Origin of the sequence: Plantibacter sp. M259 (assembly GCF_006065115.1) — a bacterium.
GTDB classification, from domain to species: domain Bacteria; phylum Actinomycetota; class Actinomycetes; order Actinomycetales; family Microbacteriaceae; genus Plantibacter; species Plantibacter auratus.
In genome coordinates, this window is the sequence record NZ_CP040750.1 from 580,900 (window position 1) to 603,126 (window position 22,227).

Here is a 22,227-nt window from a genome sequence, read left to right on the forward strand (position 1 = left end):
TCGGGGCGGGCTGGTGGAGGTGTCGTCGGGCGACGCGAGTCGCTCAGATCTCCTGGTCGGTGGGCAGGATGACGAGGTCGCGGATGGTGACGTGTCGGGGTCTGGTGAGCATGAAGAGCACGGCGTCGGCGACGTCCTCGGAACGGATGCCGGTACGTGCCGCGATCTGGTCCTCCACGCCGGAGGCCCCCTCGGCGATCCCCCACAGCTCGTTGAGCACGACGCCGGGGGCGACCGCGCCCATCCGCACCCCGGATCCGACGAGGTTCCGCCGGGTGGTGTGGACGAACGACTGCATGGCGTGCTTCGTCGCGGAGTAGACGGGCTCCCAGTGGATGTCCTGGTGACCGGACACCGAGCTCGTCACCAGGACGTCGCCCGCGCCCTGCTCGACGAGGTGCGGCAGCGCTGCGCGAACCGTCGCCATCGCTCCGAGGACGTTGACGCCGACGAGTTCCTCGATCGCGGTCATCGGGGTGTCGACGACGTCACCGCCGACGTAGAGGCCCGCGTTGGCGAGGACGATGTCGAGGCGTCCGAAGGCGGCGAGCGCCAAAGCGACGGCCTGCTCGGACACGGCGGGGTCGACGAGGTCACCCGCCAGGAAGACGCTCGGTGTCGGCAGGGCGTCGGCGACGCCCGAGAGTCGCTCGGTGGAGCGTCCCACGAGCACCGTGCGCACCCCGGCACCGGCGAGCGCCTGGGCGTACGAGCGGCCGATGCCCGAGGACGCTCCGGTGATGATCGCGACCTGCCCGGTGAGGTCGATGGCGCTGGTCGACACGCTCATGTCGTGGTCCTTCCGTGCGCCGTCCCGGCGCGGTCGGTCGTGGATTCCTGCGCGGCGAGCGCGGCTCGTCGCAGCAGTTCGTCGGGTCTCGTGTCGATGCGGGCGACGGCCTCGTCGCTCAGGTACACCGGCCCGCCGGCGGTGAGTGCTCCGAGGAGCACCTGGGCGACCTTCACGGCCATCTCGGTGATCCGGAGGACCTCGGCCGCACTCGATCCGAGGGCGAACATCCCGTGGTTCTGGAGGTAGACGACCTTCGGCGCCCGGCCGGTCGTGGCGAGCTGCTCGCGCAGCATGCGGCGGACCGTGCGGGCGAGCTCGAGCCCGGGGTCGACGTAGGGCACGAGCAGCGGATCGGTGCCGAGGACCACGATCTGGTCGGGGAAGAGGGAACCGCGGGTCAGGGCGTCGGCCGACGGCGAGCAGAGCAGCGCGTTGACCGGTACGGGATGGGTGTGGCCGACCGCGATGACGCCTGGCAGGTCGAGGCAGACGGCGTGGAGGATCGCCTCCACCGAGGGGCGCCGACCGTTGCCGGCGAGTGCCGCGGCATCGAACAGCGCGGCCACCTCGGCGTCCCCGCCCGTGTGGGAGTCGACGAGGTCGAGCACCGGTCCGATCTCGAGACGGACCGCGTCGTCGGCGGTCGCCACGGCCATGGACGCGCCGCTCGCCTTCACGAGCATCGCCGGATCACCGTCGTCTGGCAGGAGCAGGGAGGTGTTGCCCTCTGCCAGCAGGGCCCACGCCCGATCGGGGCGGCCGAGGTCGCGCGAGAAGGCGACGAAGCGGTCGAGGAGGTCCGTCTCGATCTCCGGCTGGTCGATGCGGTCGGTCATATCGGTGTCCGCTCATGGTCGTGGTCGTCGTGATCGTCCTGGCCGTGCCGGTAGACCGCGTCGAGTGACGGCGCGTGACCGGCCGCGACGAGTTGCACGGCCAGATTGCCGAGCGCCGAAGCCTCCGCAGGACCGGCGGTGACCGGAAGACCGGTCCGTGCCGCCGTGCGGGCGCACAGGAGCCGGTTGCGCGATCCGCCGCCGACGATGCGGACCGAGCGGATCGCCACCCCGGTGATCGCCTCGCAGGCCCGGACCGTCTCGGCGTAGGCGACCGCGAGACTTTCGACGACGCTGCGCACGGTGTCACCCCGTCCGCCCGGTGGACGCTGTCCGGTCTCCCGGCACAGCGTCGCGATGCGTTCCGGCATGTCCCCCGGGACGAGCAGCCGTGGGTCGGCGACGTCGAACACGGCGGGCGTGACGTCCGTGGCCGCGTCCCGTTCCGTCTCCGACACGGCCGCCACGAGATCGACGAGGTCGACCGCGCTCCCGTCCTCGGCGGACCAGGCGCGGGCGCACTCCGTGAGCAGCCACATCCCCGCCAGGTTGCGGAGGAGCAGCGATGAACCGGCGACACCGGCCTCGTTCGTGAAGCCGGTGGCCCGCGCGTGCTCAGTGAGCACCGGCGCCTGCAGACATACCCCGACGAGGGACCAGCTGCCACTCGAGACGAGGAGCTCCGCGCCGTCCGGCCGGGCGAAGGCGAGCGCTGACGCGGTGTCGTGCTCCGCGACGCGGTGGACGGGGATCGGCACGCTCGACCCGAGACGCGCGGTGACCTCCGGCGTCGTCGGGCCGGCGACCGTCCCCGGTGCGACCACCGGCGGGAAGTCGAAGCCGTCGAGGCCCCATCGACGGATGAGCTCCGCCGCCCAGTCACCGGTGCCTTGATCGAGCAGCTGCGTCGTCGAGGCGATCGTGCGCTCCGCTCCGACGACGCCGGTGAGCAGCCACACCCAGAGGTCCGGGACGAGCAACACGGCCGGGCGATCGCCGTCGGCTCGGCGCGCGTCGAGCTCCTCGGCGCGGGACCGCAGCTGGTACGAGGTGTTGATGGTCTGCTCCAGCACGCCGGTCACCGCGTAGGCCGTCGCTGCGTCGACGAGCACGGCGGCGCGGGCCGGTCCATCGGCGTCGGCGCCGCGGTGATGCGGCACGGTCGGGAATGCCGTACCGGTGCCGACGCCCACGAGTGCGATGTCGACGCCCCAGCTGTCGACCCCGATCCCGTCGAGCACACCGCCCGCGGCCGCTGCGATCCGGACGGCCTCCGCGAGCCCGACGAGGGTCTCCTCGAACAGGCGCTCCGCATCCCACCGGAGTCGACCGTCCTGCGTGATCGGGCCGTTGGGGAACCGGTGCACCTCGGTGAGCGTCAAGCGGCCGTCGGCCCAGCGGCCGAGCATGACGCGACCGCTCGACGCGCCGAGGTCCACGGCGGCGTGGAAGCGTGGAACGGCCTGATCGGTCATGGCGTCGTCGCCTCCTCGCGCGGCGGCGTGGCCGGTTCGCTCAGCGGCGTCGTCGGGTCGGGGTCCTGGACGGCGGCCGGTGTGGTCAGCGCCTCGAGGGAGGTGAGGATGGTCGTCGCGCTCGACACGGCGAGCGCGCCCCAGGCGGCGGCCGACGCGACCGCTGCCGCCGGGTCGTCCTGTCCGTCCTCGCCGTGGAGTCCGACGAGGAATCCGGCCAACGAGGCGTCGCCGGCACCGGCCGTGTTCACGACCGTGGCTGCGACGTGCGCGTGCCACAGACCCGCCGCGGTGCGGAGAAGCGCCCCGTCGGCCCCCATGCTCACGTAGACGAGGTCGCAGCCGGCACGGTGCAGTTCGTCGGCGGCGGACGCGACATCGCCGATCGTCAGCAGCTCACGGCCGGTGAGCTCGGCGAGCTCGTGCGCGTTCGGCTTGAGCAGGTGGACGAGGTCGAGGTTCGCGACGGCGGTCTCGAGCGCCGCACCCGCGGTGTCGACGGCCACGCGCGCTCCCCGGTCACCCGCCTGCCGGAGCAACTGGAGGATGTCGACGAGGCCGGTGCCGCCCTGGACCGTCGGGATCGTGCCGGAGAGGACGAGCCAGTCCGCGCCGATCCGGTCGATCTCCGCGCCGGAGGTCGCGACGACGGCGGCCCAGTCCTCGGCGCGCAGCGGGATCGCCGGTTCGTTGACCTTGGTCGTCCCGGTCGCGGCGTCGAGGATGGTCGTGTTCACCCGCGTCCGACCGTCGGTCGGGACCACGGCGAGCAACGTGCGGAGTGCCGGGTCGTCGGCGAGGATCCGTCCGTCCGCACCCATCGGCACCACCGCACGGACCGGGAGCGGCGAGAGGGTGACCGCCCGCGCGACGTTGACGCCCTTGCCGCTCAGCTCGGTGGACACACCCACCGCCCGGTTGACGTCGCCGAGTCGCAGCCCGTCGACGCGGTAGGTCTGGTCGATCGCGGCCGCCGGCGTGACCGTCACGATGCCGCTCATGCGTCCGCCCCGACCGTCTCAACGCGGACGCCGGTCGCGAGGAGGGCGTCGAGGGTCGGTTCGTCGACGCCGTGGTGCACCACCGCCACGTCGAGGCGGGCGGCCGGGACGGAGGCCGCGAGGCCGTCGGCGCCGAACGTCGCCGGGTCGGCCAGGAGGATCGCCGTGGAGGCCAGCTCGACCGCCGACGCGACGACCGCCGCCTCCTCCGGCGAGGCGTGGAGCAGTCGGCCGTCCGCGGAGACACCGAGCGCCTCGACGACCGCGACGTCGAGGCGGAGGCCGGCGAGCTGCTCGCGCGCCCAGGCGCCGGTGAGGACGCCGCGCCCGTCCGCCGTCCCACCGACGAGGTGGACGACGGCCGATTCCTCGGCAGCGGCAGCGGCCAGCGCCACCGGCACCGAAGCGGTCACGATGACGGTCCCGGCGGTCGTCGCGAGGCCCCGGCGAGCGCCTCACAGGCCGAGCCCGCGCCGAGGAAGACCGCTGAGCCCGGGTCGACCAGGGTCAGCGCCCGCGCGGCGAGCGCACCGGACGCCCCGGAGTCCTGGCCCGGGTCGAGGTCGACCCGCACCGCACCGCCGTGCGCGCGTCGGAGGCGTCCGTCGAGTTCGAGGACGCGGAGGTCGCGTCGGATCGTCTCCTCGGTCACGCCGAGGTCTGCTGCGAGCACGCCGACTTCGAGCCGTCCGTCCTGGTCGAGTCGGGCGAGGATCTCCCGACGCCGGTCGTCCACCGGACTGGACGTGGCCGTCCCGCGGCCGCCGACGGAGGCGCTCATCGTTCCACACCGGCACGGTCGTCGCGTTCGGACCCCGGATCGTCGGGGCTCGGCTCCTCAGCCCGCCGTCGCCACCAGGGGCCGATTGCCTCGACGAGCTCGTCGAACGCGGTTCCGACCCCGGCCCAGTACGCGGCCGAGGCGTCCGTCGGCAGGACGGCGGGTGCGTGTCGGACGACGTCGCGCTGGGCCTGTTCCACCGACGGCAGGAGTCCGGTGGCGACCCCGGCGACGATCGCGGCGCCGAGGGCTCCGGCCTCCTCGGAGTCGACGACCGTCACGGGCGCGCGGAGGGCGTTGGCGACCAGCTGTACATAGAGCGGAGACCGCGCGAGGCCGCCGCCGAGGACGATCGGCTCGTCCCACCGGAACCGCTCGCCGAGCGCCCGGGTGTGCCAGCGGTGCATGAGCACGATGCCCTCGAGGGCTCCGCGCAGCACATGTGCCCGAGTGTGCCAGTCGCGGACGCCGGCGAGGGTGGCCGACGCTTCGGCACCGAGCGGCGAGTCCGATTGGAAGGGCAGGACGAGCGGCACCTGCTCCTCCGGAGGGAGGGCCGCGGCCTCGGCGATCAGCGCGTCGCGGCCGGTGGCGTCGGTCACGCCCAGGAGCCGGAGCGTCCAGTCGAAGGAGGGCGATGCCGTCGCCGAGGTGGACATCGCGATCCGCAGGTCCGGGGTGATCGAGAGGCGGGACTGCCACCGCGGGTCCACGTCGGGCTGGGTCGTCGTCACGCCGTTGGTGCTGAACGAGCCGGCCACGAGGGCGAGCCGCCCGGGGACGAGCGCTCCCATGCCGATCGACGAGGCCTGCACGTCGTGGAGTCCCGTGACGACCGGCGTCCCGGCGATGAGGCCCGTGGTCGCGGCGGCCTCAGGGAGCACCCGCCCGACGATCGTGCCGCTCGGGTTGATCGGCGGCAGCAGGCGGAGCAGTTCGGCGGGCAGGCCGTAGGCGTCGAGGACCTCGGCGCTCCAGGTGGCGGTCCCGACGTCCAGGAAGGAGGCGCAGGCGTCGGAGTAGTCGGTGGAGATCTCTCCGGTGAGCCGCAGGCGGACCACGTCCTTGCAGAAGAGCATCGCGTCCGCCTGCTGGACACGCTCCGGGTCGTGGCGGAGCAGCCAGCGGAGGAGGTTGCCGGCGGCGCCCGGCGTCGGCAGCTGTCCGGAGCGTTCGAGCACCACGCGCAGCCGGTCCGGGTCAGCCGCGAGTTCGGCGGCCTCGACGTGCGCCCGGGAGTCCATCGCCGTGATGGCCGGGCCGACCGGCGCTCCCGCGGCGGTCACGAGGTGCAGGCCGTCGCCGTGGCCGGTGATCCCGACGGCGGCGACCAGGGTCGGGTCGACACCCGACGTCGCCATCACCTCCGACACCGCATCGGCGACCGCGGCCCACAGGGCGTCCTGCGACCGCTCGGCGTGCCGGGCGACCGGGCGGTCGACGGGGCTCGCGCGCCGAGCGACCGCGACCGGCCGCAACCGCTCGTCGTGCAGGACGGCTTTGACGGCGGTCTGCCCGACGTCGATCCCGAGCAGGAACCGCGACCCCGACTCGTGGGGTGCGCTGTGCGGCCCGTGCTCAGCCATCGGCGGCCTTCCGTTCGTCGTCATCGTCGTCGTCGGGTGCGCCCGATCATGTTGATCTTTGCACCGATCCCACCGAATCGGAAGGGATATCGGACAGATTCGGATACGCTGGCCAGACCGGACGGAGCAGTCATGTACCCAGCAGAGCGTCACGCCGCGATACTCGCGGGCGCCCGCGACGGCGACGGTGCCCTGTCGGTCGCCGAGCTGAGCAGCCGACTCGGCGTCACACCGGAGACCATCCGGCGCGACCTCGCGGTGCTCGAGCGACAGGGGCTCATCCGCCGCCACCACGGTGGCGCGGTCCTCGCCCGGCGACCCGCGTTCGAGCCCAGCCTCCAACGACGCCGCGAGGGCGAGCGCATCGAGCGCGCCGCCGTCGCCCGCCTCGTCGTCGAGCAGCTCCCCGCGGAAGGGGTCGTCCTGCTCGACTCCGGTGCGATGACCCTCGAGGTCGCGGCGCTCCTCCCCCACGCCAGCCGACTCCTCGTGGTGACGAACAGCCTGCCGATCGTCGCTCTGCTCGGTGGCCGGCCGCGCCTCACCGTGCTCGCCCTGCCCGGGCGGGTCCGCGCCGTCACGCAGGCGACCGTCGGCGCGTGGACCGTCGAACGGCTGTCCGGACTCCACGCCGACGTCGCCGTCCTCGGCGCCAACGGGGTGGGGCTCGCCTCGGGCGCCACGACGACGCTGCCGGAGGAGGCCGAGGTGAAGCGGGCGATGCTCGGCATCTCCCGCCGACGCATCCTCGCCGTCACCGCCGCGAAGTTCGGCACCACCTCGTTCCACCGGGCCGCGCGGCTCGACGAGTTCGACCAGATCGTGACCGACGACGGGCTCGACCCGGACACCGTCGACGCGCTCGCCGAGAGCGGTCCCGAGCTGCTGCTGGCCACCACCTGACCATCCACACCGGCACCGGGTCGATCATCCCGCGTGCACCCCGAGAGGAACCACCATGACGCTCGTCTCCACCGCCGCGCTCCTCGACGCACAGCGCGCCGTGCTCGCCTTCAACGTCATCCAGCTCGAACACGGCGAGGCGATCCTCCGGGGCGCGGAGCTCGCGGGGCGAGGCGTCATCCTGCAGGTGTCCGAGAACGCGGCGAGGTACCACGGCGGCCTCGCGCCGATCGGGCTCGCGAGCCTGGAGCTCGCCCGCGAGGCCGGCATCGCGACCGCCGTGCACCTCGACCACGCCGAGGACGAGACGCTCGTCGAGGAGGCGGTCCGGCTCGGATTCACCTCGGTCATGTTCGATGCAGCCACCCTCCCCGACGAGGAGAACCGCGAACGCACCGCAGCGGTCGCCCGGGCGGCTCAGGCGCAGGGCGTGTGGGTCGAGGCCGAACTGGGGGCGATCGGCGGGAAGGGCGGCGCACACACGCCCGGCGTCCGGACCGACCCCGGTGAAGCCGTGGCATTCGTCGCCGGCACCGGCGTCGACGGCCTCGCGGTCGCGGTCGGCAGCTCGCACGCGATGACGTCGCGGAGCGCGACCCTCGACTTCGGCCTCATCCGCGAACTCGCTGCAGCCGTCCCGGTGCCACTCGTCCTGCACGGTTCGAGCGGCGTGAGCGACGAGGACCTCGTGCGGGCGGTGGACGCGGGCATGCGCAAGATCAACATCTCGACCCACATCAACGGCGTCTTCACCCGAGCCGTCCGTGAGCGCCTCGACGCGGACCCGTCACTCGTCGACCCGCGGAAGTACCTCGGCCCGGCGCGCGACGCCGTCGCCGCCGAGGTCGCGCGGCTCCTCACCCTCGTCGCATAGGACTCGTCGCCGACCCGACCGTCAGTCGATCGAGTCGTTCACAACCAGTGGACGATGTCCGGGTCCAGGCAGACCCCGCCGAGGCCCTCGGTGGTGGTGACGCCGTCCGCGAACCGGATCACCACGGCCCGTCCCTCCATCCGCACGTACTCGGCCCGGAGCCCGAGTCGGAACGGGACGTCGGTCGACGCGGCGGCCGCACGGCTCGCGCGTTCGGGGACCGTGATGACCAGGCGGTGGGCTCGCCCCGCTGCATCGACGACCTCGGCCTCGATCCGTCGCGGAGCATCGTCGGACAGCCGGCGCACCGCGGTCGCCGCGACGATCACCTGGGTCATGTCGCGATTCTCGCACCCCATGGAGGGTGGCGTCGAGGCGAAGCGGACCGGACGCAGCGCGACGGCGCCGGAGCTCGAAGCTCCGACGCCGTCGCGGTCTGGTGATGCGGGGTGGCCAGCAGGCCTAGCCGCACTTGGACTGGTAGACGGCATCCTTCGCGTCGCCGTCGACGTTGTCCTTCGTGATGATGGTGAAGCCGGTCTCGATCTTGGTCTCGACCTTGTCACCGTTCAGTGCGGCGATCGCCTGGGCGACGCCGTCCTTGCCGATGGTGGCCGGCTCCTGAGCGACGAGCGCCTGGACGGTGCCCTCCTTCAGCTGCTTGACCTGGGCGGGACCCGCGTCGAACCCGACGATGGTGACCGAGTCCTCCTTGCCGGCCTGCTTGACACCGGTCGCGGAACCTTCGGCCGCGAACAGGTTCGCTGCGAAGATGCCCACGATGTCGGGGTCCTTCTGGAGCGCCGCAGTCACGATCTCGGCAGCCGTGGACGGCTCGTTGTGGCTGTACTGCACGCCGAGGTCGGTGAACTTGTCATCGCCCTTGACCGCTTCCTGGAAGCCCTCGGCACGGGCGTCCGTGGTCGAGATGCCGGGGTCGACCGAGACCACGAGGACCTTGCCGCCCTCGGGGTGCGCTTCCTTGATCGCGTCGAACGCCGCAGCGCCGCCGCCCTTGTTGTCGCTGGAGATCTGCGAGACCGCGAACGACGGGTCGTCGACGGTGGTGTCGACGAGGACGACCTTGATGCCCGCGTCGGCCGCAGCCTTCAGCGGGGCCTCCATGGCCTTCACGTCGGTCGGGGCGACGAGGATCGCGTCCGGCTTCGAGGCGACGACCGAGTCGACGAGCGGCTTCTGCAGCGTCGGGTCGAACTTCTCCGGACCCTGGGTCGTGACCGTCGCGCCGGCATCCTTCGCCGCCGATTCGATACCGCACTGCATCGAGATGTAGAACTCGTCGCCTGCGACGCCCTGGATGAACGCGATCTTGTAGCCGTCGGAACCTGCTCCTGCGCTGCTGCCGCCCGAGCTCGCGCCACCGGAACACCCGGTGAGCATGAGGCCTGCCGACGCGCCGAGCGCGAGGACTCCGAGAACTGACTTCTTCCACTTCATTGTGATTACCCGTTTCTCTTGAACTGCTGGACTACTGGGATGGTGCGGGGGGGTGTTGATCTGTGTAAGGGGTTATTTCTTCTTCCTGCTGACGAGGGCTCGCCAGAAGCTCGTGGATCCACCGCGGGCTGCGGAGGAACGGCGGACCTGGTCGACGTAGACGGCCAGGATGAGGACGGCGCCGACCGCGACCTGCTGCCAGAAGGGCTGCACGCCGGTGATGACGAAGCCGTTCTGGAGGACGGCGGGGATGAACAGACCGACGACGGTGCCGAAGATCGTCCCGTAGCCACCGAAGAGCGAGGTGCCACCGATGACGACCGCGGCGATGACGTTCAGGTTCGTCTGCGACTGACCGGCGATCGCGGTGGTGCCGAACTGCGACAGCGACAGGATGCCGGCGAGACCCGCGAGGCCTCCGGAGATCGCGTAGATGCGGATGAGGTGACGGTCGACCTTCACGCCGACGCGTCGTGCCGCCTCCTCGCTCGATCCGACCGCGTAGGTGTACAGCCCGAACTTCGTCTTGTGGAGGACGAGCGCACCGATGATGACGACGACGAGGGCGATGACCGAGATGATCGGGACTGCGCCGAAGATGTTGCCGTACCCGATGGAGTCGGTGAGGACCGACGGCACCTCGCGGATGTCGACACCGCCGGTGAGGATCTGGGCGAGGCCGAGCGCCATGCCGAGGCTACCGAGGGTGACGATCAGCGGCGGCACCTTCGCCTTGGAGATGAGGATGCCGTTGAACGTGCCCCAGAGGATGCCGACGCCGATCGACACGATGATGCCGACGATCGCGGTCCCCCAGTCGTCGCCGCCCATGGCCCGCATCGTCGTCGCGGACACGACGCCCGAGAAGACGAGGACGGAACCGATCGAGAGGTCGATGCCGGAGGTGATGATGACGTAGGTCATGCCGACGCCGAGCACCGCGAGGATCGAGGCGTTCTGCACGACGAGCCGCAGGTTGGACAGCTGCGCGAACGTGTCGGGTGCGATCGCGGAGAAGATCGCGATGACGACGAGGAGGACGATGAAGATCTGGAAGGCCTGGGCCTTGAAGAGCTTCCTGATCGGGGTCTCCCGATCCTTGGCCGTCTCGATGGCGGTCGTCTCCGGCCCCATCTCGGCCTGCTTCACCGCGCTCATGCGACGTTCCTCGTGCTGGCACCGGTCATGAGACCGACGAGTTCTTCCATGTTCGTGTCCTTCGTGTCGACCGTCGCCGCGCGGTGGCCGAGCCGCAGCACCTGCACGCGGTCGGACACCTCCATGACGTGCGGCATCGAGTGGCTGATGAAGACGACCGCGATGCCCTTGTCGCGCACCCGGCGGATCGTCTCGAGCACGTTCTTCGTCTGGCGGACGCCGAGGGCGGCCGTCGGTTCGTCGAGGAAGACGACCTTGTTGGCCCAGTGCACCGCGCGGGCGATGGCGATCGCCTGGCGCTGCCCACCGGACATCGCGCCCACCGGGTCGGTGAGCGAGCGGACGGTCGCGCCGAGTTCGTCGAAGGCGTGACGCGACTGCTTGCTCATCTCCTTGACGTTCATGAGGCCGAGCAGCCCGCCGAGGCCCGGCCGCATGATCTCGCGGCCGAGGTAGACGTTCTGGACGGGGTCGAGGTGGGGCGCGAGGGCGAGGTCCTGGTAGACCGTCTCGATGCCGAGCGCACTCGACTGCATGGGCGAGGTGAGGGTGATCGGTTCGCCTTCGAACTTGATCACGCCACTGTCGACCGCGAGGTTGCCGGAGAGTGCCTTGACCAGGGTGGACTTGCCCGCGCCGTTGTCGCCGATGAGGGCGGTGACCTCGCCGGGGTAGACCTCGAAGTCCGCTTCGTCGAGGGCGCGGACGTGCCCGAACTGCCGGGTGAGGCCTCTGGCCTCCAAGACGGGAGTCGTCATGTCGTTCTCGTTCCTTTCCAGCCGGTCCCGGTGGACGGGTCCGGCGTGTGGTGGCTGTCGTACCGCCGTTCGGGGCGGTGGTGTGTGGTGAGCTGCTGCGTGATCGTGGGTCCTGCGTCGAGGGGTGGCGTCATCGGATGCCTCCCGATGCGAGGGTCGCCGGCCAGCCCACACCGGGGCCGGCGGCGAGCACGGTGCCGGAACCGCTGACGGTCCAGGGCCCGAACCCGGCCGGCACGGCGAAGACCTCTCCGGCGGAGAACTCGACGGCCTCGGCGCCGGTCTCAGGGACCAGTGCGCCTGCGCCGGTGAGCGCGAGGGCGACCGAGAAGCCGGCGTCCACGGGTGCGCTGCCGTCGGTGCCGGGCGCCACGGCGAAGAGCTGGAAGTAGGGGTCGGCGGCCGCGGGCAACAGCGACACCGGCGCGTCCGTGCGGGCGTCGAGGTCGTGCAGCACGACGAGGTGTTCGATCTCGGACTGCGGGAGTGCCTTCGTCGACACCGCGCCCATCACGGTCTCGAATCCGAGGCCGAGATGGGACTCGTCGCGGGTCGAGGTCGTGACCGACCACTCGAGGAGGATGGAGAGGTCGGTCGGTTCCTGTACCTCCGCGAGGAAGATGCCGCCGTCGATCGCGTGGGCCGTTCCGGCCGGGACGAGGATGCCCATGCCGCGCTCGACGACGATCCGGTTCATGTGCGAGAGCATCCACTCGCTGTCCTGGGCGTCGCGACGGCGGTCGAGCTCGTCGGGGTCGACGTCCTCGCTCCATCCGAGGTGGACGGCCGATCCGGGCTCGGCGTCGAGGATGAACCAGGCCTCCGTCTTGCCGTAGACGCAGTCGAGGTGGGAGGCGGCGAACGCCCGGTCCGGGTGGACGTGCACGGGGAGGCGCTGACGGGCGTCGAGCAGCTTGACGAGGATGCCGGTGTCGGCGGCGTCGGTGCCGTGGTCCTGTCCCGCCCCGGTCCACTGCTCCGGGTCGGCCGCGACGAGGTCGCGGAGGAGGACGCCGTCGACGGTGCGGGCGAGGCCGATGGCGCCGCCGGGTTCCTGGTCGGCGCGGCTCACGGTCGCTCCGAGCCACTCCTCCGGCTGGAACTCGCTCTGCTGCTCGATGCCGCGCAGGCTGGCGATGCGGTCGCCGCCGCGGTAGAAGTGCTCGATGAGGTTCGGCGCGAGTCGCGTCGGCTGGGCGAGCCTCGTGGGCTGGGTCGTGCTCATGCTGCTGGTCCTCCGACCATGCTCGTGGTGGACGCGGTGCGCGCGTCCACGGTGTGACGCTGTGCCGGGCCGGGGATCTCTCCGGAACCACGCGACACCAGGGAGGTCGGGACGACCCACTCGCGCGGTTCGTCGGCCGGTGATTCGCGCAGTTCGAGGAGTCGCTCGATCGCGGCGGTACCGATGACGAACGGATCCTGGTTGATGCAGCTGACGGCCGGTCGCAGGACGTCGGCGAGGGTGAAGTCGCCGAACGCGATGTGCGCCGTCCCCTCCCGCCCGATGCGGTGCAGGGAGGTCGTCAGACCGATCGCCGCCTTCGCGTTCGACGCGAAGAACGCGGTGGGCGGGTCGTCGAGTCCGAGCAGGCGCTCCGTCTCGGCGGCGTAGTCGAGCGAGCCGTCGATGGTCCAGGAGACGAGCGACGGGTCGAGGTCGATGCCGGCCTCGGCGAGGACGTCGGTGTAGCCCTGGTAGCGCCGACGAATGGTGAGGAAGCGTTCGTCCCGGTCGTAGAAGGCGATGCGGGTGTGGCCGAGCTCGACGAACTGGCGGATCGCGAGCTGGGTGGCGGCGTAGTCGTCGACCACGACGCTGTCGAAGGCGGCGAGCGGACGGTCGACGGCCACGACGGGCGTCACGTTCCGGAACGCCTCGAGGTAGGGCAGCTCCGCGGCGACCGGGGCGATGATGACGCCGGCGACCTGGTGGCCGGCGATGAACCCGGTGAGCTGGTCACGCTCGCGCCCCTCGTCGAGCCCGGTGCTCGCGACGAGGACGCTGAGGCCCTCCTTGAGCGCGCGGGCCTCGATGGCGCTCACGAGCGAGGCGAAGAACGGGTCGGCGAGCGAGTCGATGAGGACACCGATCGCGCCGCCGGTGCCGGACTTCAGGGAGCGGGCGGCCGTGTTGGGCACGTACCCGAGGCGATCGATCGCCTCGAGCACGCGGCTTCGGGTCTCGGGGTGCACGGACGCTTCGCCGTTCACCACCCGCGAGACGGTCTTGATGCTGACGCCGGACTGCGCAGCCACATCCTTGATCCCGGGCGGCCGCATCAGCGGGTCCCCCTGACGGGAAGCGGAACGGGTCGGACGTCGCAGCCGGTCCGGAGCGACGGGACGTGCGCACGTGTCCGGATCGGACTGGTCGCGGTGTTCGCGGGGTTGCAGGTGCCCATGGGCTCCACCTCCTGACAGCGTTGTCATCGGTCGGGGTGGTGCAGCTGCAGAACCCCGTCGTTCCTTCGTGCGCCTATACTGACCGCAGATCGACAACGTTGTCAAGCAACGTTGTCTGAAAGGGATCAAATTCATTTGGAACTCGCATCGAAGAGGCGTTCAGACCCCTCGGATGCGGGTCGCCACCCGGGAATCATCGAGGAGTCAGCGTGATCGTCGTCGTCGCAGGAGCAGCCGGAAGCGGCAAGACCACCCTCGGACGTGAGCTCGCCAGGGCCCTCCGACTCCCGCTCCTCGACCTCGACACCATCACCAATCCGTTGCTCGACGGTCTCGGTGCGGTGACCGATCCCGACGGCGCCGAACCGCTCCACTGGAACGACGCGAAGCTGCGCCCGACCATGCGCCCGGCACGGTACGCGGCCCTGCGAGCGGTCCTCGCCGACCAACGCGACAGTGGTGTTGGCGCGGTGCTCGTCGCACCCTTCACCGCGGAGCTGCGTGGCGGCGCCGAATGGGACGCGCTCGTCGAGGCGGCCGGGGTCGTCCCGAAGGTCGTCTGGCTGCACGCCGATGCCGCCACGCTCGCAGCCCGCCGGGCCGAACGCGGTGCCGAGCGGGACACGCACATCGTGGATCCGTCGACCGACACCCCACCCGCCATCGAGCACCTGTCGATCGAAGCGGCGTTGTCCACCTCGCAGCAGCTCGCCGCCGTCCAACGTGCGCTCGGCCTCGGACGGACCATCAAGGCCTCCGCACCGATCTTCGACCAGGTCTTCGCTGCCGGGCTCTTCGACCTCGACGGGACCCTCATCGACTCGACGCCGGCCGTGAACCGGTCGTGGGCGCAGCTCGCTCGCGAGTACGGCCTCGAGGGCGACCTGCTCGCCGCGGGACACGGCCAGCCCGCTGCCCAGCTGCTCGCCGCGATCTTCCCGCCCGAGCAGGTCGCCGGAGCACTCGCGCGGATCATCGAGATCGAGGCCGACGAGGTCGCCGACGTCATCGCGCTCCCGGGGCGGCGGAGGCGCTGGCGGCGCTGGGTGACGACGCGAAGGCGATCGTCACGAGTGGCACGAGACTCATCGCCGGCAACCGGATCGCCGCCGCCGGGCTCGTGCGGCCCGAGGTCGTCGTGACCTTCGACGACGTCACGAAGGGCAAGCCGGACCCCGAACCGTTCCTGCTCGGCCGCACCCGGCTGGGCATGGAGTCGCAGCCGTGCGTCGTGTTCGAGGACGCACCGGCCGGGCTCGCCGCAGCGCGCGCCGCCGGCTGCTGGACGGTCGGCATCGCTGGGACGCACGAGGCGCACGAACTCGATGCGGACCTCGTGATCGACGGCCTCTTCCAGCTCCGGCTCGAGCCGGTCGCCGAGGGTGGGTTCCGTCTCGTCCCGGCGTCGCTCGGCTGAGCGGCACCCCGATCCCGGCGCCTGTCGACGGGCCTCCGGACACGTCCTCGATCGCGACGACTCCCCCGCGCCGACGGTTCGTTCTCCACCGCCGCTTCGGGTAGTTGCAATGCGCTCCGTTGTCTTGCATCTGAAATAACACTGCTAACATATCGACCGCCATGTCGACCCTCAGTGCCACCGCCTCCCGCCGCTTCCTCCGCCCGATCTCCGCACTGGTCCTAGCCGTAGTCTGGTTCACCCTGTGGTGCCTGACCCCGGGCATCACCGACCAAGGCCCCGTGCGTCTCGTAGCGCAGGAGGACACCCTCGTGGTGTTCCTCGAGTCCCTGATCGCCGGCCTCCTGGTGATCGCCATCGCCATCCTGCAGCGCACCCACACCCGTGAACTCTTCGCTCCGTCCCGGCAGCGGTTCCTGTACGTCATCCCGGTCGCGCTCGCACTCACGTTGCCGTTGCACTACGAGCTCGAGTTCCCGGTGCTGCTCTACATCTTCTGGATGACCGTCTCGGTGTTCTGGCAGGACTACCTGACCTTCGGACTCCTGCAGCGCCATCTCGCCGCGAGCTTGCCGTCGCGCGCGGTCATCCCCGCCGTCGCCGTCCTGTTCGCCCTCGGACACGTCATCCTGCTCCCCGACAAATTCGGGCTCCTGCCGAACCCGCTCCCGGCACTGAGCATGCTCGCGCTCGGACTCCTGCTCGCGTGGCTCCGTCGCCGATTCACAACGATGCACCTCATCCTGACGCTGCACCTGTCGTTCTACTTCGTCTTCGCGTGAGGTCCGGCCGCACGTCCGAACGCGACCATCGGCGACCACCTCGACCGGCTTGACGACCGCACACTGAGACTCGCGCCCTGGTCATGTCAACGGGCCCGCAGATCCCATCCGCACCACTCCTCGACAACCGCGGAGACTCGTTCCCTGAGCCTGTCGAAGGGCCCCCGAGCAACCTCCCCCACCGCACGCCGGCACCGCGGGCACTCGGTCCCTGATCTTGTCGAAGGGCCCACGAACAGCCTTCCCCACCGCACCTCGACGGACGCCGCGGCCGCGGCCCCGCCGGTCCCTGAGCTCGTCGAAGGGCGACCCGAGCAACCTCCCCCACCGCACCTCGACAGACTCCGCGACCGCGTCACCGCCGGCCCCTGAGCCTGTCGAAGGGCGCCCCGAGCAAGCATCAACTGTCGGATAAAAGTCCAGATCAAGGTCTGATTCGGTGGCCGTTCGAATGTCAGTGGTCCGTGTTTGGATGGATCCATGACCAGCACCGCACCGAACCCGCTCGCCGCCGCCGCGGCCGGGTTCGATGCGGTCTGGCAGGGCGCGCTCGACGCGATCCGTCCCGGCACCGGTGTCGCGGAGCAGCTCGAGAACCTGAACGACGAGGCGATCCTCCGTGTCCTCGACGAGCTCGGCGCCGTGCAGCACGCGGTCGAGGTCCTCGCCGCCCGCGTCACCGGTGCGATCGCGTTGCGCCCCTCCCCTACCCGCCGCGACGACACCCTGGTGCGGGCCGCCGGTTACGCCAACCCGGGCGTCATGGTGTCCGAGCGGTGGCGGGTGGCACGCGCCCGAGGCGCGGCGATCGCCGAGGTCGGTGCCGCCATCACGCAACCGCGCGGGCTGCTCGGCGAGCTGGAGGAATGCCCGTTCCCGGCGGTCGCCGCGGCGCTCAAACCGGCCGCCAGTTCCGAGTCATCGAACACCGACGCAGTCCCGGATGACACCCACCCGTCAAGCGATGGCGGCACACCCAGAGCACCCCTGAGCGTCGACGGCGCCGCGGTCATCGTCCGCGAGCTCCGCAACGCCGGCCGCATCTGCACCCGAGGCGAACTGGACGCGGCGTCGGTGATCGCCATCGAGCACGCTGCTCACGCGCCCCTGCAGGACGTCACCCGCATCGCGAAACTCGTCCGCACCCGCCTCGACCAAGACGGCCGCGAACCCCGCGACGAACTCCTCCGCCGAGCAGAACGCTGCACCATCCACGAACTCCCCACCGGCATGACCCTCCTCCGCGCCGAGCTCGCCCCAGAAAGCGCCGCCTTCATCCGCGCCGGCCTCGACGCCCTCATCGGCGCCACCCACCGCAAACCCCACTTCACCAATCCCGACACGGCCGACCCCGCCGACCAACCCGACGGATCCGGGAACCACATGCCCGACGGGCCGTCACTCATCCCCATCGACCGGCGACGCGCCATCGCCCTCACCGAAACCTTCCGACACCTGGCCGGCTGCAGTGGCGCCGCCACCGAACTCACCCCCGTCACCGTCATCATCCGCACCGACCACGACACCCTCGAAACCGGCATCGGTGCTGCCACCATCGACGGCATCGACGAACCCATCGGCCCCGGCGCCCTCCGCCGCCTCGCCGCCGACGCCAACCTGATCCCCGTGGTGCTCCGCGGACCATCCCAGGTCCTCGACCTCGGCACCAGCACCCGCCTGTTCTCAAGAGCCCAGAAACTCGCCCTCGCCGAACGCGACGGCGGCTGCGCCTGGACCGGCTGCACCCACCCACCCTCCTTCACCGAAGCCCACCACATCCGATGGTGGTCCAAAGGCGGACCCACCAACCTCGACAACGGAATACTCCTCTGCCCCTTCCACCACCACCGCATCCACGACGACCACTGGAACATCACCATCCAAAACGGTGTCCCCTGGTTCATCCCACCCAGCCACATCGACCGACACCAAACCCCCATCCGAGGCGGACGCATCCACCTCGCCGCCTAAACCACGGCACCCGTCTGCCTGCACACCCGCCCGCCCGTCGACAAGCCCAGGGAACGACACGGGAACCACCCTGCCTCGCACACGCTCAGCGACCGGACCACCCGACCCCCGAGCCACTCGAAGGGCCCACGAACAACCGTCGCACCTGCCCTTCGACAAGCTCAGGGACCGAGACGCGACACCATCGCGCAGAGCGCGCCTCTGCGACCGACGCCGTATTCGAGAACCCGGCCACCCCGGTCCCTGAGCCTGTCGAAGGGCCCACGAACATCCGTCGCACCTGCCCTTCGACAAGCTCAGGGACCGAGACGGGAGCCGCCACCCGTCGACAAGCTCGGTGAACGCCGCCGTATTCGACGACCCGGCCACCCCGGTCCCCGAGCCTGTCGAAGGACCCACGAACAACCGCCACACCTGCCCTTCGACAAGCTCAGGGACCGAGACGAAAACCACCCTGCCTCGCACACGCTCAGCGACCGACGCCGTCCTCGACAACCCGGCCACCCCGGTCCCTGAGCCTGTCGAAGGGCCCACGAGCGACCACCTGCCCTTCGACAAGCTCAGGGACCGAGACGGGAACCACCCTGCCTCGACAAGCTCAGGGACCGGACCACCCGACCCCCGAGCCACTCGAAGGGCCCACCAACGACACCAACCCGTCGACAAGCTCGGGAACGACGCCGTATTCGACAACCCGGCCATCCGGTCCCTGAGCCTGTCGACGGGCCGACGCAGCGCACTGCCGCCGCAGGGTCAGCCTGCGGCGACGACCTCTTCCACGGCCACCCGCGCACCGACGGCCGCCAGCCGTGCGCGCGCCGCGATGAACGCCTCGCGCAGTCGCGCGTCCGATCCGAGGTCGCCGAACACGACCTCCAGGTCGAGGAAGGCCCCAGGGCGGTCCGCCTCCTGCGCGACCGCCGCCTGCAACTCGGCCAACCGTCGATCGACCGGGGCAAGCTCCCGCCCGTCCTCACCGACACCCTCGATGAACCGACTCCACGCCGCGAGCACGAGCGCCGAACGCGCGATCCCGCCGCCGGTCCGCAACTGCTCACGGACGACCGGGAGCAGGAACTTCGGGATGCGCTCCGAACCGTCGACGATCTGCCGCGCCAAGGTGTCCTTGATCGCCTCGCTGCCGAACCGGCGCATCAGCTCCGCGCAATACGCGTCGATGTCGATCCCCGGGACCGGCGCGAGCGTCGGCCTCGCCTCCTCATGCATGTACCCGAGGAGGAACCGCGAGAACAGCTCGTCACGGCAGACGTCGTGCACGTACGTCTCCCCCGCCAGCAGCCCGAGGTAGCTCATCGCCTGGTGGGAGGCGTTCAACAACCGGAGCTTCATCAGCTCATAGGGCTCGACGTCCTCCACGAGCTGCACGCCCACCTGCTCGTACGGCGGACGGCCGTCGGAGAAGTCGTCCTCGAGCACCCACTGTTCGAACGACTCCGAGAGCACCGGCCAGCGGTCGTCGATCCCGAACCGCTCGGAGACGAACGCGCGCTGCTCGTCCGTCGTCGCCGGGGTGATGCGGTCCACCATCGAGTTCGGGAACCGCACCTCGGCGGCGATCCAGGTGGCGAGCGCCGGGTCGACGCGCTCGGCGAAGGCGAGGATCGCCGTCCGGGCGACGTGCCCGTTGCCCTGGATGTTGTCGCAGGACATGACCGTGAACGGGACCGCACCCGCATCGCGTCGGGCACGGAGGGCCGCCGTGATGAATCCGAGCGGACTCTGCGGCAACGCGCCCGCCGGCAGCCCGTCGAGGTCCGCGAGCGTCGCGCCGTCGCTCGGCTCGAACGCGCCGGTCGCGTCGTTCACCCCGTAGCCGCCCTCGGTGATCGTGAGCGAGACGATCCGCGTCGACGGATCGCTCACCCGCGCGAGGACCGCTTCCGGGTCGTCGGGAGCGAACAGGTACTCGACGATCGACCCGACGACGCGCGCCTCGACCTCGCCGTCCGGACTCGTCGTCACGAGGGTGTAGAGCCGGTCCTGAGCACCGAGCGCGTCCCGCATGGCGGCGTCACCGGCCAGGGTGCCGACGCCGACGAGCCCCCAGGACGCGTGCTCGTCGCCGGGGAGCCCGAGTACGCGGTCGACGAACATCGCCCCGTGCGCCCGATGGAAGGCGCCGACCCCGAAGTGGACGATGCCGGGTCGGATGGCCGAGCGGTCGTAGGCGGGGACGGCCACCCGCTCGTCGAGAGCGGTGAGGGTGGCGTCGGAGAGCTGGGTCATGTGGTGCCTTCTCGTCGGTGAGCGGGTTCCGGGTGTTGCAGGTCGAGGGTGCTGCGGCTGCAGGGTGGTGCAGGTCGAGGGTGCTGCGGCTGAGGGGTTGGTCAGGTGCCGTGGGTGGACTCGGACTCCACCAGCGTCGACGCGTCGAGCGTGACGATGCGGGTGGCGCGCTGCTTGGTGGCGTCGACCAGACGGGCGTTCGGCTCGTCGACGCCGAGCACCCAGGCTTCGGCCTCGTCGCGCGGGTGTCCGTGACCGAGGCGTCGGGCGATGAGTCGGTCGCGGCGGACCTCGTCGTCCACGTCGACGTACCAGGACTCGTCGAGATGCGCGGCGACACCCTGCCAGCCGTGGTCGTCGAACAGGAGGTAGTTGCCCTCCGTGATCACGAGTGGCACCTCGGGGCGGACGAGGACGGCACTGCCGATCGACGCCTCGAGCGAGCGGTCGAACCGGGGTGCGTAAATCGGTGTGCCCGGCGACTCGGCGGTGCGTCCGGCACGGGCGAGGCGGGAGAGCAGCGCGATGTAGCCGTCGACGTCGAAGGTGTCGGGCGCGCCCTTGCGGTCGCGTCGCCCGAGGCGGACGAGTTCGGCGTTGTCGAGGTGGAAGCCGTCCATTCCGACGATCACCGCCTGGTCCCCGAGCGCAGCGGCGATCGCGTCGCTCACGGTGGACTTGCCCGCTCCGGGCGCACCGACGATCCCGAGGATCCGGCGGGACCCGGTGGCGGCCAGCGAACGGGCGTGATCGATGAGGCCGTCGAGGCCGGTCCCGGCGGTGGTCGTGGTGCCGCTCATCGTGATGCCTGACCTCTCCTCAGAGCCGACCGGTCGCGATCGCGCCGTCGCCCGACTCACGGTAGGTCCAGGGGATGCGTGTGTCAACAACGGATGTCACCGGTGTCATGATTTGCGGCGAAAATCCATGTCACGGGTGACATGGCCGTCATTCCGTGGTTATGATGCTCCCGACCCGGTGCACCGACGCACGGGCCTCATCACGTCGATCGGACCACCTCATGACTGACTTCAACGGCCGCACCATCCTCGTCACGGGAGCGAGCGGCGGCATCGGCGGCGCGACCGTCCGCCACCTCGTCGCAGCGGGCGCGCAGGTGATCGCCTCCGGTCGCAACGTCGAGCACCTCGACGCCATCGCCGCCGAGACGGGTGCCGAGCCGCTGCCCTTCGACCTCACCTCAGAGGACAGCATCCGCGACGCGATCGAGGGACGCGACATCTGGGGCGTCGTCAACTCCGGCGGTTGGGGCGGCGAGATCGCCTCCCCACAGGAGACCGACATCGACGTGTTCGACAAGGTCATCAGCATCAACGCACGCGGGTCGCTGCTCGTCACGAAGTACGCGTCGCGCGAGATGATCCGCCAGGAGCGCGGCGGCGCGATCGTCAACGTCTCGAGCCAGGCGAGCCTCGTCGCCCTCTCCGGCCACATCTCCTACGGCTCGTCGAAGGCCGCGCTCGACAACATCACGCGGGTCTCGGCCCTGGAACTCGGGAAGTACGGCATCCGGGTCAACGCCGTCAACCCGACGGTCGTGATGACGCCGATGTCCGCCTGGTACTGGGGTCGCCCCGACATCGAGGGCCCCTTCCTCGAGGCGATGCCGCTCGGCAAGTGGGCCACCGAGGACGACATCGCCGGCCCGATCACCTTCCTGCTGAGCGACGCCGCCGGCATGATCTCGGGCGTCTCGCTGCCGATCGACGGCGGCTACACCGCGCGCTGACCCGATCCGGCAGGACCGAACGGGAGGGACC

22 protein-coding genes are annotated in these 22,227 nt (G+C 70.8%); 7 read left to right on the forward strand and 15 right to left on the reverse strand.

Annotated features, from left to right (window positions below; genetic code table 11):
* Positions 1-43: 43 nt before the first annotated feature.
* Genes FGL15_RS02595 through FGL15_RS02625 form a run of 7 tightly spaced genes read right to left on the reverse strand, consistent with a single transcriptional unit; the run spans position 44 to position 6,472 of the window.
* Entirely contained in the window at positions 44-790 is a 747-nt protein-coding gene (locus FGL15_RS02595; RefSeq protein WP_138944832.1) for an SDR family oxidoreductase, read from the reverse strand.
* On the reverse strand, positions 787-1,629 hold the full coding sequence (locus FGL15_RS02600) for a class II aldolase/adducin family protein (protein WP_138944833.1): 843 nt from the start codon (positions 1,627-1,629) through the stop codon (positions 787-789). Before FGL15_RS02600 ends, FGL15_RS02595 begins: the two co-directional genes overlap by 4 nt.
* Entirely contained in the window at positions 1,626-3,104 is a 1,479-nt protein-coding gene (locus FGL15_RS02605) for a rhamnulokinase family protein (protein ID WP_138944834.1), read from the reverse strand. The genes FGL15_RS02600 and FGL15_RS02605 overlap by 4 nt, the downstream gene beginning before the upstream one ends.
* A complete protein-coding gene (locus FGL15_RS02610; RefSeq protein ID WP_138944835.1) occupies positions 3,101-4,105 on the reverse strand; it encodes a 1-phosphofructokinase family hexose kinase in 1,005 nt (334 codons plus the stop codon). The genes FGL15_RS02605 and FGL15_RS02610 overlap by 4 nt, the downstream gene beginning before the upstream one ends.
* Entirely contained in the window at positions 4,102-4,518 is a 417-nt protein-coding gene (locus tag FGL15_RS02615; protein ID WP_168223284.1) for a hypothetical protein, read from the reverse strand. The genes FGL15_RS02610 and FGL15_RS02615 overlap by 4 nt, the downstream gene beginning before the upstream one ends.
* Positions 4,515-4,886 carry a DeoR family transcriptional regulator gene (locus FGL15_RS02620; RefSeq protein ID WP_138944837.1) on the reverse strand — a complete coding sequence of 124 codons (372 nt, stop codon included), beginning with the start codon at positions 4,884-4,886 and terminating at the stop codon, positions 4,515-4,517. The genes FGL15_RS02615 and FGL15_RS02620 overlap by 4 nt, the downstream gene beginning before the upstream one ends.
* A complete protein-coding gene (locus FGL15_RS02625) occupies positions 4,883-6,472 on the reverse strand; it encodes an FGGY-family carbohydrate kinase (protein ID WP_168223285.1) in 1,590 nt (529 codons plus the stop codon). Before FGL15_RS02625 ends, FGL15_RS02620 begins: the two co-directional genes overlap by 4 nt.
* Before the next feature lie 132 nt (positions 6,473-6,604).
* On the opposite strand from FGL15_RS02625, the gene FGL15_RS02630 reads away from it, so the two are divergent.
* Together FGL15_RS02630 and FGL15_RS02635 are read left to right on the forward strand one after the other, a co-directional pair.
* Entirely contained in the window at positions 6,605-7,375 is a 771-nt protein-coding gene (locus FGL15_RS02630; RefSeq protein WP_168223286.1) for a DeoR/GlpR family DNA-binding transcription regulator, read from the forward strand.
* Positions 7,376-7,430: 55 nt separating this feature from the next.
* Positions 7,431-8,249 (forward strand): class II fructose-bisphosphate aldolase, encoded by an 819-nt coding sequence (locus tag FGL15_RS02635; RefSeq protein ID WP_138944840.1) that lies wholly within the window; start codon positions 7,431-7,433, stop codon positions 8,247-8,249.
* 38 nt (positions 8,250-8,287) lie between these two features.
* Here FGL15_RS02635 and FGL15_RS02640 read toward each other — a convergent pair whose 3' ends face one another.
* From FGL15_RS02640 to FGL15_RS02665, 6 genes are all read right to left on the reverse strand, one after another.
* Positions 8,288-8,587 (reverse strand): hypothetical protein, encoded by a 300-nt coding sequence (locus FGL15_RS02640; RefSeq protein WP_138944841.1) that lies wholly within the window; start codon positions 8,585-8,587, stop codon positions 8,288-8,290.
* 124 nt (positions 8,588-8,711) lie between these two features.
* Entirely contained in the window at positions 8,712-9,707 is a 996-nt protein-coding gene (locus FGL15_RS02645) for an ABC transporter substrate-binding protein (protein ID WP_138944842.1), read from the reverse strand.
* A gap of 72 nt (positions 9,708-9,779) precedes the next feature.
* On the reverse strand, positions 9,780-10,865 hold the full coding sequence (locus FGL15_RS02650) for an ABC transporter permease (protein ID WP_079707371.1): 1,086 nt from the start codon (positions 10,863-10,865) through the stop codon (positions 9,780-9,782).
* On the reverse strand, positions 10,862-11,623 hold the full coding sequence (locus FGL15_RS02655; RefSeq protein WP_079707372.1) for an ATP-binding cassette domain-containing protein: 762 nt from the start codon (positions 11,621-11,623) through the stop codon (positions 10,862-10,864). The genes FGL15_RS02650 and FGL15_RS02655 overlap by 4 nt, the downstream gene beginning before the upstream one ends.
* Before the next feature lie 130 nt (positions 11,624-11,753).
* A complete protein-coding gene (locus FGL15_RS02660) occupies positions 11,754-12,848 on the reverse strand; it encodes a class I mannose-6-phosphate isomerase (protein ID WP_138944843.1) in 1,095 nt (364 codons plus the stop codon).
* On the reverse strand, positions 12,845-13,882 hold the full coding sequence (locus tag FGL15_RS02665; protein ID WP_168223287.1) for a LacI family DNA-binding transcriptional regulator: 1,038 nt from the start codon (positions 13,880-13,882) through the stop codon (positions 12,845-12,847). Before FGL15_RS02665 ends, FGL15_RS02660 begins: the two co-directional genes overlap by 4 nt.
* A gap of 356 nt (positions 13,883-14,238) precedes the next feature.
* Between FGL15_RS02665 and FGL15_RS20475 the strand changes: the two genes are divergently transcribed.
* From FGL15_RS20475 to FGL15_RS21335, 4 genes are all read left to right on the forward strand, one after another.
* Complete coding sequence (locus FGL15_RS20475) at positions 14,239-15,171, forward strand: AAA family ATPase (protein ID WP_205858671.1); 933 nt, start codon at positions 14,239-14,241, stop codon at positions 15,169-15,171.
* Positions 15,093-15,446 carry an HAD-IA family hydrolase gene (locus FGL15_RS20480; RefSeq protein ID WP_240773908.1) on the forward strand — a complete coding sequence of 118 codons (354 nt, stop codon included), beginning with the start codon at positions 15,093-15,095 and terminating at the stop codon, positions 15,444-15,446. Before FGL15_RS20475 ends, FGL15_RS20480 begins: the two co-directional genes overlap by 79 nt.
* Positions 15,447-15,607: 161 nt before the next feature.
* Entirely contained in the window at positions 15,608-16,228 is a 621-nt protein-coding gene (locus tag FGL15_RS02680; RefSeq protein ID WP_138944845.1) for a type II CAAX prenyl endopeptidase Rce1 family protein, read from the forward strand.
* Between the two features lie 480 nt (positions 16,229-16,708).
* A complete protein-coding gene (locus tag FGL15_RS21335) occupies positions 16,709-18,199 on the forward strand; it encodes an HNH endonuclease signature motif containing protein (RefSeq protein ID WP_138944846.1) in 1,491 nt (496 codons plus the stop codon).
* 753 nt (positions 18,200-18,952) lie between these two features.
* Here FGL15_RS21335 and FGL15_RS02690 read toward each other — a convergent pair.
* Positions 18,953-20,446 (reverse strand): mannitol dehydrogenase family protein, encoded by a 1,494-nt coding sequence (locus FGL15_RS02690; RefSeq protein ID WP_138944847.1) that lies wholly within the window; start codon positions 20,444-20,446, stop codon positions 18,953-18,955.
* Between the two features lie 101 nt (positions 20,447-20,547).
* On the reverse strand, positions 20,548-21,246 hold the full coding sequence (locus FGL15_RS02695; RefSeq protein WP_138944848.1) for a nucleoside/nucleotide kinase family protein: 699 nt from the start codon (positions 21,244-21,246) through the stop codon (positions 20,548-20,550).
* A gap of 221 nt (positions 21,247-21,467) precedes the next feature.
* Between FGL15_RS02695 and FGL15_RS02700 the strand changes: the two genes are divergently transcribed.
* Positions 21,468-22,196 carry an SDR family oxidoreductase gene (locus FGL15_RS02700; RefSeq protein WP_064296395.1) on the forward strand — a complete coding sequence of 243 codons (729 nt, stop codon included), beginning with the start codon at positions 21,468-21,470 and terminating at the stop codon, positions 22,194-22,196.
* Positions 22,197-22,227 lie beyond the last annotated feature (31 nt).